Source organism: Pseudomonas agronomica (genome assembly GCF_025917275.1).
Lineage (GTDB): Bacteria > Pseudomonadota > Gammaproteobacteria > Pseudomonadales > Pseudomonadaceae > Aquipseudomonas > Aquipseudomonas agronomica.
This window is the reverse complement of sequence record NZ_JAOSHO010000150.1, coordinates 1-10,835: the sequence shown is the minus strand read 5'-3', so window position 1 is coordinate 10,835 and position 10,835 is coordinate 1. Positions and strand designations below refer to the sequence as shown.

The 10,835-nt window shown below is 61.5% G+C and carries 6 protein-coding genes; 1 reads left to right on the top strand and 5 read right to left on the bottom strand.

Annotation, left to right across the window (positions count from 1 at the left end; genetic code table 11):
* Nucleotides 1-32: 32 nt before the first annotated feature.
* From OC610_RS13120 to aceK, 3 genes are all read right to left on the bottom strand, one after another.
* Nucleotides 33-1,154: a beta-ketoacyl-ACP synthase III gene (locus OC610_RS13120; RefSeq protein ID WP_264428210.1), complete on the bottom strand. Its 1,122-nt coding sequence runs from the start codon at nucleotides 1,152-1,154 to the stop codon at nucleotides 33-35.
* Between the two features lie 339 nt (nucleotides 1,155-1,493).
* Entirely contained in the window at nucleotides 1,494-5,405 is a 3,912-nt protein-coding gene (hrpA, locus tag OC610_RS13115) for an ATP-dependent RNA helicase HrpA (RefSeq protein WP_264428209.1), read from the bottom strand.
* Between the two features lie 232 nt (nucleotides 5,406-5,637).
* Nucleotides 5,638-7,359: a bifunctional isocitrate dehydrogenase kinase/phosphatase gene (gene aceK, locus OC610_RS13110; RefSeq protein ID WP_264428208.1), complete on the bottom strand. Its 1,722-nt coding sequence runs from the start codon at nucleotides 7,357-7,359 to the stop codon at nucleotides 5,638-5,640.
* Between the two features lie 130 nt (nucleotides 7,360-7,489).
* Here aceK and OC610_RS13105 point away from each other — a divergent pair, with 130 nt between their 5' ends.
* Nucleotides 7,490-8,380, top strand: a complete 891-nt coding sequence (locus tag OC610_RS13105; protein ID WP_264428207.1) for a DMT family transporter — start codon at nucleotides 7,490-7,492, stop codon at nucleotides 8,378-8,380.
* A 110-nt stretch (nucleotides 8,381-8,490) separates the two neighbouring features.
* Here the strand turns inward: OC610_RS13105 and OC610_RS13100 are convergent, their stop codons facing one another.
* Together OC610_RS13100 and OC610_RS13095 are read right to left on the bottom strand one after the other, a co-directional pair.
* Nucleotides 8,491-9,354: a DMT family transporter gene (locus OC610_RS13100; RefSeq protein WP_264428205.1), complete on the bottom strand. Its 864-nt coding sequence runs from the start codon at nucleotides 9,352-9,354 to the stop codon at nucleotides 8,491-8,493.
* Between the two features lie 334 nt (nucleotides 9,355-9,688).
* Entirely contained in the window at nucleotides 9,689-10,627 is a 939-nt protein-coding gene (locus OC610_RS13095; protein WP_264428203.1) for an aspartyl/asparaginyl beta-hydroxylase domain-containing protein, read from the bottom strand.
* Between the last annotated feature and the right edge of the window lie 208 nt (nucleotides 10,628-10,835).

Below are 10,835 nucleotides of genomic sequence, written 5' to 3'. Positions count from 1 at the left end.
CCCACAGGAATTTTATTGCATTGGACGATGGATCAACGCTTGCGCAGGATCACGCTGCCGATCGAATAGCCGGCACCAAACGAGCTGAGCACCGCGACCGAGCCGCTCGGCAGGTCGTCCTGGTACAGGTGGAATGAAATCACCGAACCGGCCGAGCTGGTGTTGGCGTAGCGGTCGAGGATCACCGGGGCTTCCTCTTCGGTGGCTTCGCGCCCGAGCAGCTTGCGCACGATCAGATGGTTCATGCTCAGGTTGGCCTGGTGCAGCCAGAAGCGCTTCACTTCGCCGACGTTCAGCTGGTTTTCTGCCAAATGAGCGCCGATCAGCTCCGCCACCATCGGGCAGACGTCACGGAACACCTTGCGACCTTCCTGGACGAACAGCTTGTCCCGCGTGCCGATACCCTCTTGCGCCGCGCGGTTGAGGAAACCGAAATTGTTGCGGATGTTGTTGGAGAATTTGGTGAGCAGCTTGGTACTGACCACGTCGAACTGGTACGGCGAGGTCGCCTGGTCCGCGCGCTCGATGATCACGGCCGTGGCCGCGTCGCCGAAGATGAAATGGCTGTCGCGGTCACGGAAATTCAGGTGGCCGGTGCACACTTCCGGGTTGACCATCAGGATCGCCCGCGCCTGGCCCAGCTGCACACTGTTGGCGGCGGCCTGGATACCGAAGGTTGCCGAGGAACAGGCCACGTTCATGTCGAAACCGAAACCTTCGATGCCCAGGGCTTCCTGGACTTCGATGGCGATGGCTGGGTATGGACGCTGCAAGTTGGAGCAGGCAACGATCACGCCGTCGATGTCGGCGGCGCTGCGGCCGGCGCGCTCAAGGGCTTGTTTCGCGGCGCCGACGGCCATTTCGCAAAGCACCGACCACTCTTCATTGGAGCGCTCGGGCAGGCGCGGCGTCATGCGTTGTGGATCGAGAATACCGTCCTTGTCCATGACAAAGCGGCTCTTGATGCCGGAAGCCTTTTCGATGAACGCCGCGTTGGATTCGGTCAACGCTTCCACTTCGCCGCGCTCGATGGCCTCGGCGTTGTCGGCGTTGAACTGCGCGACATAGGTATTGAAGGATTGCACCAGCTCTTCATTGGAGATGCTGTTGGCCGGGGTGTACAGGCCGGTGCCGCTGATGACGACGTTATGCATGGTCGTGTCTCTGATCTGTTCAGGCAGAAAGTATTGGCACCGACGTACCAACACACAAAGGGACTTTTCCCATCCGAGGGAAGCAGCCCGGGCATCGCTTTATTCCGATCCGCCCGTGAGATTGAAGCGCAAAACCACGGGACCGGCATTTATAGGCGCGAAGTTTGCCATAAACGCTGGCGTTTGGCCCATGTTCCATTCACTACAACACCCTACCCTGTGGGAGCGAGCTTGCTCGCGATGGCGGTGTATCAGTCAACATCAATGCAGGCTGAACCACCGCCATCGCGAGCAAGCTCGCTCCCACAGGGGCTTCACAGGGGGGTGATATTTGTGGCATCACCCCTCCACCAACCCCCACTGCTTACCCAGGCGCTTGTCAGAGATCGGCACCTTGGTCCCCAACTGCTGGGCAAACAGCGACACCCGGTATTCCTCCAGCCACCAGCGGTACAGCTCCAATTGCGGATCGCGCTTGCCTTCCTGGGCGTGTTTGCTGGCGCGGGCCTGGTATTGCGCCCAGAGATTGGACAGTTCGCCGCTCCAGACCCGGTCCTTCTGCACCTGGCTGCCCAGCTTCTCGAAGCGTTGCTCGATGGCCTTGAGATAGCGCGGCAGTTCCTTGAGCCATTGATGCGGGGTTTCCCGCACGAAGCCCGGGTACACCAGGTGGCTAAGCTGTTGCTTGATGTCATTCAAGGCCACGGCCTGGGCCAGGTCGATCTTGCCCTTGAAGCGTTTTTGCAGTCCGTGCCAGAGCTTGAGGATGTCCAGGGTCAGTTTCGCCAGGCGTTCGGCGTGTTCGGTCCAGCCGCCGCGCTTGCGTTCGGCCAGGGCTGCCAGCGCGGCACCGTCACGGGGCAGGCTCGGCTCACCCTCAAGGATGCAGCTGTCGAGGCTGACCAAAAGGATGTCTTCCACCAGACCGTCCACGCGCCCAAGCTCGCGGTACAACAGGCCCAACTCCGTCAACCCGGGCAGCTTTGCACGGAGGAACTTCGCCGTTTCGGCCAATTGCTGCATGAGCAGACGCTGCAACGCGCGACGATGCTGGAACTCGGCTTCGGCCGGGGTCGGGAAGCGTCCTTCCTTGACCACCCCGCCCTCTTCCACCAACGCCGGGTAAACCGTCATCGACAACCCGGCAATCTTCTGCTGGGTTTTCTCGGCCACCGGCGCGAAGACTTTCGCCTCCACCGGTTCCTGGCTCTTGGCCGTTTGCGGCACGGCCAACGCAGCCTGGCTGGCTTCGGCAAAGCGCGCGGTCAGTTCGGCCAGGTCGCGCCCTTCGCCGAGAAACTTGCCCTGGCCGTCGACGATTTCCAGGTTCATGCGCAAATGGCTTTCCACCTGCTGCGCAGCTTCCGCCCAGGCTTCATCGCTGACCCGCGCGCCGGTCATGCGCAGCAACTCTCGCCCCAACGACTGCGGCAACGAGCCCTCGGCAAATGTAATGCGTTGCAGCGCCGCCTTGACGAAGTCCGGCACCGGCACGAAGTTCTTGCGCAAGGCCTTGGGCAGGTTGCGCACCAGGGCGATGCACTTGGCTTCGATCATCCCCGGCACCAACCAGTCCAGGCGATCCGGCGGGAGCATCGGCAGCAACGGCGCCGGCACCCGCAACGTCACACCGTCGCGGGGATGGTTGGGTTCGAAGTGATAGCTCAACGGCAAGGTCAGGTCACCGACACGCAAGGTGTCGGGGTACTGGTTGGCCGTCACCTCGCTCGCCTCGCGGGCCAGTACGTCTTCTTCACGCATGATCAGCAGCTGCGGGTCTTTCTGGCTGTTGATCCGGTACCAACTGTCGAACGTCGCGGTCTGGTGGATCTCGGCGGGCAGGCGCGCATCGTAGAACGCGAACAAGGTTTCCTCGTCCGCGAGGATGTCACGGCGACGGGCCTTGGCCTCCAGCTCGTCGAGTTGTTCCAGCAAGCGCGTGTTGGCGCTCAGGCACTTGGCCTTGGACTGGATCTCGCCGCGTACCAGCGCCTCGCGGATGAACAACTCACGGGACACCACCGGGTCCACCGGCCCGTAGTGCACCGGCCGGCGACCGACGACGATGAGGCCGAACAAGGTGATCTGCTCATAGGCCACCACTTGCCCGCGCTTCTTCTCCCAATGGGGCTCGAAGTGGTTTTTCTTGATCAGGTGCCCGGCCAGCGGTTCGATCCAGTCCGGCTCGATCTTCGCCACCATGCGTGCGTACAACTTGGTGGTTTCCACCAACTCGGCGGTCATCAACCACTGCGGACGCTTCTTGCCCAGGCCCGACGAGGGATGGACCCAGAACCGTCGCTGGCGAGCGCCGAGGTAGTCGCCGTCTTCGGTTTTCTGGCCGATCTGGCTCAACAGGCCCGACAGTACGGCCTTGTGCAGTTTCGGGTAGTCGGCCGGATCCTTGTTGAGGCTCAGCTGCATGTCGCGGCAGATCAGGCTCAACTGGCGATGGGAGTCGCGCCATTCGCGCAGGCGCAAATAATTCAGGAAGTTCTTGCGGCACCAGTTGCGCAGCGGGCTGGCGGTCAGGGCCTGGCGCTGCTCTTCAAAACCGCGCCACAGATTGACCAGCCCGGCAAAGTCCGAATCCGCGTCCTTCCATTGGGCGTGGGCCTGGTCGGCGGCCTGTTGGCGCTCCGGCGGACGTTCGCGCGGGTCCTGGATCGACATGGCGCTGGCGACGATCAGCACTTCCTGGAGGCTGCCAAGTTTCGCCGCTTCCAGCAGCATGCGGCCCATGCGCGGGTCCACCGGCAAACGCGCCAACTGCCGACCCAACGGCGTCAGTTGGCTGTTGCGGTCCACCGCCGAGAGTTCTTGCAGCAGGTTGAAACCGTCGCTGATGGCCTTGCCGTCCGGCGGTTCGATGAACGGGAAGTCGGTGATCTCGCCGAGGCGCAGGTGCAGCATCTGCAGGATCACCGCCGCCAGGTTGGTGCGCAGGATTTCCGGGTCAGTGAACTCCGGCCGTCCAAGAAAATCCTCTTCGCTGTACAGCCGCACGCAGATCCCTGGCTCGACCCGCCCGCAGCGGCCCTTGCGCTGGTTGGCGCTGGCCTGGGAAATGGCTTCGATAGGCAGGCGCTGGACCTTGGCGCGATAGCTGTAGCGACTGATGCGCGCGGTGCCGCTGTCGATCACGTAGCGAATGCCCGGCACGGTCAGCGAGGTTTCGGCGACGTTGGTCGCCAGCACCACCCGACGCCCCGGGTGGGACTGGAAGATCCGCTGTTGTTCGGCCGGCGACAAGCGTGCATACAGCGGCAGGATTTCGGTGTGCTTGAGCTGGGCCTTGCGCAGCATCTCCGCGGCGTCGCGAATCTCCCGTTCACCCGGCAAAAACACCAGCACATCGCCGGGACTGCGGCGTTCGCTGCGCTCGTAGGCGGCGATTTCGTCGAGGGTGGCGAGGATCGCCTGATCGACGGTCAAGTCGTCCTCGACCCGGTTGCCCTCCTCGTCCTGCTCCAGGGTCAGCGGGCGATACCAGGTTTCCACCGGGAAAGTGCGACCCGAGACTTCGACGATTGGCGCGTCATCGAAGTGTTTGGAGAAACGCTCCAGGTCGATGGTCGCCGAGGTGATGATGACCTTCAGGTCGGGGCGACGCGGCAGCAGGGTCTTGAGATAGCCAAGCAAAAAGTCGATGTTCAGGCTGCGCTCGTGGGCTTCGTCGACGATGATCGTGTCGTAGCGTTCGAGGTAGCGATCATTCTGGGTTTCGGCCAGCAGGATACCGTCGGTCATCAGCTTGATCAGGGTGTTGGCGTCGCTCTGGTCCTCGAAGCGCACCTGATAACCCACCAGCGCCCCCAACGGCGTGGCCAGCTCTTCGGCGACACGGCTGGCGACGCTGCGGGCGGCGATGCGGCGCGGTTGGGTGTGGCCGATCAAGCCCTGCTGGCCGCGGCCGATTTCCAGGCAGATCTTCGGCAACTGCGTGGTTTTGCCCGAGCCGGTTTCGCCGGCAATGATCAACACCTGATGCTTGAGCAACGCCTCCTTGATTTCGTCGCGCTTGGCGGCGATCGGCAAGTTGTCGTCGTAGCGAATCGACGGCACGCTCGCCTTGCGCGCCAGCACCTGGTCACACGACGCCTGCATGCGCGCCACCCACTGGGCCAGCTTGGCCTCGTCGGGTTTCTTGCGCAGCTCGAGCAACTGCCGCCGCAACCGGTGACGGTCGGCGAGCATGGCGTGATCGAGGTTTTTCAGCAGTTTGTCGATTGTGGGGGCTTGGTCGGTCATCAGGTACGCAGGGGTCGTCGGTTTGAGCGAGGGGGCGATTGTCGCAGATTTGCGGCAATTGCGCCGAGCACAGAAACAGCCACACCTTGTGGGAGCGAGCTTGCTCGCGATAGCGGTGGATCAACCAACATGAATGTCGACTGACACACCGCTATCGCGAGCAAGCTCGCTCCCACAGGGGATCTGCGTCAAGGAATGCTGTTGTGGCGAGGGAAACGCGTTTGCCTGGAGGTTACTCGCTGTCCAGGTCCTTGCGCCGATATGGAAACACATCGATCACCTTCCCCGCTCGGATCGCCTCTTGCAGGCCTTTCCAGTAGTCAGCGTTGTACAACTCGCCATGCAACTGGTCGAAGAGCTTGCGCTGGCCGGCATCGGCGAACAGGAACGGCGGGAATTCTTCCGGGAAGACATCCAGCGGGCCGATGGAATACCAGGGCTCGGACGCCATCTCATCTTCCGGCGTGCGCGGCTGGGGGATATGGCGGAAATTGGCTTCGGTGAGGAAGCAGATTTCATCGTAGTCGTAGAACACCACGCGGCCGTGGCGGGTCACGCCGAAGTTCTTGAGCAGCATGTCGCCGGGGAAGATATTGGCCGCCGCCAGCTGTTTGATCGCCAAGCCATAATCTTCCAGCGCCTCGCGCACCTGGGCCTCATTGGCATTTTCCAGATAGAGGTTCAGGGGCGTCATCCGGCGTTCAGTCCAGCAGTGGCGAATCAACACGGTGTCGCCTTCCACCGACACCGTGGACGGCGCGACCTCAAGCAGTTCCTCCAGGCAGGCCGGCTCGAACTTGCCCAGGGGAAAGCGAAAATCGGCGAACTCCTGGGTGTCGGCCATGCGCCCGACCCGGTCGACGCTTTTCACCAGTCGGTACTTCTCGATGACCGTGGCCCGGTCGACGTTTTTCGACGGTGAGAAACGGTCCTTGATGATCTTGAACACCGTGTTGAAGCCCGGCAGGGTAAACACGCTCATGACCATGCCGCGCACGCCCGGCGCCATGATGAATCGGTCGTCGGTGTTCGCCAGGTGGTTGATCAAGGCGCGGTAGAACTCCGACTTGCCGTGCTTGTAGAAACCAATCGAGGTGTACAACTCGGCGATGTGCTTGCCCGGCAGGATGCGCTTGAGAAAACCGATGAATTCCGCCGGCACCGGCACGTCGACCATGAAGTACGAACGGGTGAACGAGAAAATGATCGACACCTGCGCCTCGTCGGTGATCAGCGCGTCGATCTGGATACCGCGACCTTCGCGGTGCAGTAGCGGGATCACCAGCGGCCATTGGTCGTCGCGGGTGTAGATGCGGCCCACCAGGTAAGCGCCCTTGTTGCGATAGAGCACCGAGGAAAACAGCTCGACCGTCAGTTCCGGGTCCTTGCAGACCCAGTCCGGCAGGTTCTCGCGCAGTTGGCTTTCGAGGCGTTGCAGGTCCCCAGGCAGGTCGGCGTAATCCTCGCTGAAGCGATAATCGGCGAAGATCGCCACCAGCATCTTGTCCAGTTGCCCTTGGGGCTTGTAGCTACGGGTCTGGGCCGCGCGGGCACGGCGCAGGCTTGGCCGCGTCGTGTGGATGAACATGGTGCCGTCGCTGATCAGGTCATGGCTGAACAGGCCGCAGAAGATCGAGTTGTACCAGGTCTCCGACAATTCGTCGTCAAAGCGCAGGTCGATCAGGCTGATGTAGGCGCTTTTCACCAGCGGCCAGCAGCCGACATCCATCAAGGTTTCGGCAGCAAAGGCGTTGCGCAACCGGGCGACGGTTTCGAAGACTTTTTCTTCATACAGATTGATGCGCGCCGCCGATGCCGCCTGCGCCTCCAGCCATTGGGCCTGCTCGAACCGGGCGCGGGCGCCATCGGTGATCTGCCGGAAATGCTCGCGATAATCGTCGAAGCCGTCGAGGATCGAACGGGCGATATCGGTGGCGGGCCATGGCTGCGGCATAGGGTGAACCTCGGCGGGTCATGCTTGTTATTGGCGACTGAGCTTAGAGGCCAATCCCTCGGCAACGCAACCATTGCCATCGGTGTTTGGCGGGGCGACACTTGCGGCCCGATCAAGGAAGGACACACTGGTGAACCTCGTCGATATCCTGCGTTTGCTGTCACTGGCCGCCATCTGGGGCGCGAGCTTTTTGTTCATGCGCATCATCGCCCCGGTCATTGGCACGATTCCCACCGCCTTCTTCCGCGTTTCCATCGCCTTCGTCGGCCTGGTGGTCATCCTCGCCCTGATGCGCGTCGACTGGAATTTTCGCGGCAAGCTCAAAGCCGTGATGGTACTGGGCTTGATCAACTCGGGCATTCCGGCGACGTTCTATTCCTTGGCAGCCCAAGTGTTGCCGGCCGGCTATTCGGCGATCTTCAACGCGACGACACCGTTGATGGGCGTTCTGATCGGTGGGTTGTTTTTTCGTGAGCCACTTACGGCAGCCAAGGTCAGCGGGGTCTTTCTCGGCCTGATGGGCGTCGCGATCCTCACCCGCGCCGGCCCGGTGGCGTTCGACCGGCAACTGTTGATGGGCGCTCTCGCCTGCCTGCTCGCGACCACCTGCTACGGCTTTGCCGGTTTCCTCACCCGGCGCTGGCTCGATCATCAAGGCGGGCTGGACAGCCGCCTGTCTGCCCTGGGCAGCATGTTCGGCGCCACGCTCTTCCTGCTGCCACTGTTTGGCTACAGCGTGATCACCCATCCGCCGGCCAGTTGGGGTGGCTGGAGCGTCTGGCTGTCACTGCTGGGCCTGGGCCTGGTGTGTACGGCATTTGCCTATATTCTTTATTTCCGGCTGCTGAGCTCCATCGGCCCGGTCAAGTCCATGACCACGACCTTTCTGATCCCGCCGTTCGGCGTGTTGTGGGGCGCGTTGTTGCTGGATGAGCCGTTGGGCATGGCGCATGTGTATGGCGGGGTGTTGATTGCGGCGGCATTGTGGTTGGTGTTGAAGCCTGGGGTGTCTAGTCGGTAGTTCATTGATGTAGCCGAAAAGCTTCGCGAGCAGGCTCGCTCCCACAGGTTACGCGCAATCCCTGTGGGAGCGAGCCTGCTCGCGAAAGCGATGGTGCTGCCAGCGACTAGCTAGCGGCTTTTACGAAACACAAACACCAGCCCGACAACGATCAGCGCCATCCCCAGCAAGCTCAACAACGCCAACCGGTTGCCGAACACCAGGTAGTCCATGATCGCCGTCACCGCCGGCACCAGGTAGAACAGGCTGGTGACGTTGACCAGGTTGCCCCGGGCGATCAGCCGGTACAGCAGCAATGTCGCCAACACCGACACCACCAGCCCCATCCACAACACTGGCACGATGAAACCCGCGCTGTGCTCGAAGTGGAAAGGTTGGAACGGAACGAACACCGCGCACAACACGAGGCCGGCCAAGTACTGGACTGGAAGCGTGCCAAGGGGATTATCGGTAATGCGCTTCTGCATGATGGATCCTGCCGTCATGCTCACCAACGCCAACAACCCGCACAGCATGCCCGCCAGGGACATGCCGGCCAGGCCGATGCCCTGATACACCACCATGATCAAGCCCACCAACCCCAGCGCCAGGCCGAACATCCGTTGCCAGGAACGCTGGCGTTCCATGAGCACCACGGTAAGGATCGGCTGCACCCCCATCAGCGTGGCCATCACTCCGGGGGTGACGTTCAGTTGCAGCGCCAGCAGATAGAAAATCTGATAGGCGCCCAGTAACACCAGGCCGGTCGCCGCCGCGTATCCCATCGGCTTGCCGACCTTGGGCAACTTGAACTTCAACATGGGTATCAACAGCACCAACGCACACAGCGCGATAGCAAAACGGATCAGCAGGAAAGCGAAAGGTGACGCGTGGGCCAGGCCCAGTTTGGAAAAGATCGCCCCGCTGCTCCACAGCAGGACGAACAGGCTCGTGGAAGCCGCCGCCAATAAGGCATTTTTGGAAAGGGAAAACATGAATACCACCTGTAGTCAGGCAAGAAGCCAACTCAGCCGAAGCTGAAATCCAGTCGTTTTTTCAGGCGGGCACAGGGAACGGCAACCGTTGCCGATCAGCCCTGAACACCAACACCCGGCGGTGATACGCAGGCGTACACCGGTGAGCGACTGACAGGTGGAGGGTATTGACCGATCTGCTCAGGCGACCGATTCCCGCACGGCACGACGCCAGCGTTGAACGCTGGAACCACGACCGCGGTGAAAGGGAATGCAGGCATGAGCCGATCTCTTGGAGGATGGGTCCGAAAACCGAGCGCTGACTATAACCAGCGCTCGATGTGTAACGCAATATTTAAACAAACAACCAGTAGCCCAGCGCGGTCAACACAGCGACCGCCAGCACCGGGCGCATGACCCGATAGGCCTTGGGGTGCTTGCGCTTGAATTGCTTGACCTTGCCGCTGATACCGTCACTGAAGGACTTGCTCCAGGCATAGGCCTGGTTGATACCGCCGACGCGCTCGTCGTCGAGGTTCTGCGGTGCAGTGGCGCGCCCGAGGAATGCACTGATGGCGCGGTTGAGCCGGGTCATCAACCGGTTGCGCAACGGCCGCTCGACATCGCAGAACAGAATCACCCGAGTATGTGGCGTCTCATTCTTGACCCAGTGCACATAGGTTTCATCGAACATGACGTCTTCACCGTCGCGCCAGGCGTAGATCTGCCCGTCGACGAAGATCCGGCAATCATCGGAATTGGGCGTGGACAGCCCCAGGTGATAGCGCAGGGACCCGGCAAACGGATCGCGATGGGGGTTGAGGTGGCTGCCCCCCGGCAACAAGGCAAACATCGCGCCTCGCACATTGGGAATCTGGCTGACCAGCTCGACGGTCCTGGGGCACAGCAACTCGGCCGACGGCAGGGGCTTGTCGTACCACTTGAGGTAGAAGCGCTTCCAGCCTTTCTTGAAGAACGAGCCAAAGCCGGCATCGTTGTTTTTCTCGGCGGCGCGAATGTAGCCCTCGTCGAACAGGTGCATCGCTTCGTCGCGGATCACTTGCCAGTTTTCCTTGAGCACGTCCAGCTCGGGGAACTTGCTGCGATCGAGGTACGGCTTGGAAGGCACGCCGGAAAACAGGTACATCAAGGCGTTGTATGGGGCGAACAATGCCGAATGGTTGACGAACTGGCGCAGCACCGGCAAGCGCGCCTTGCCACGCAAATGCACATAAAGTGTACTGCCGAGGAACAGCAGCAACACCGAGGCCTTGATGGCAAACGAAACGGTCATTCTTTCAACTCCTTGTCTGGAACCATTTGCGCAACGTCACTAGCCCGACGCGGCGGCCGGCCATGTTAAACCCCCTCATCCGGTTTAAACACCGCCGGGCGCAACATTCACTGTTGAGGAATACGCAACAAAGCCCTTGTTAACATGTGTCGCCTGAACCTTGGCTGACACACGGAGCATTCAACCTGCCTTCTGGATGGCGAAGGGC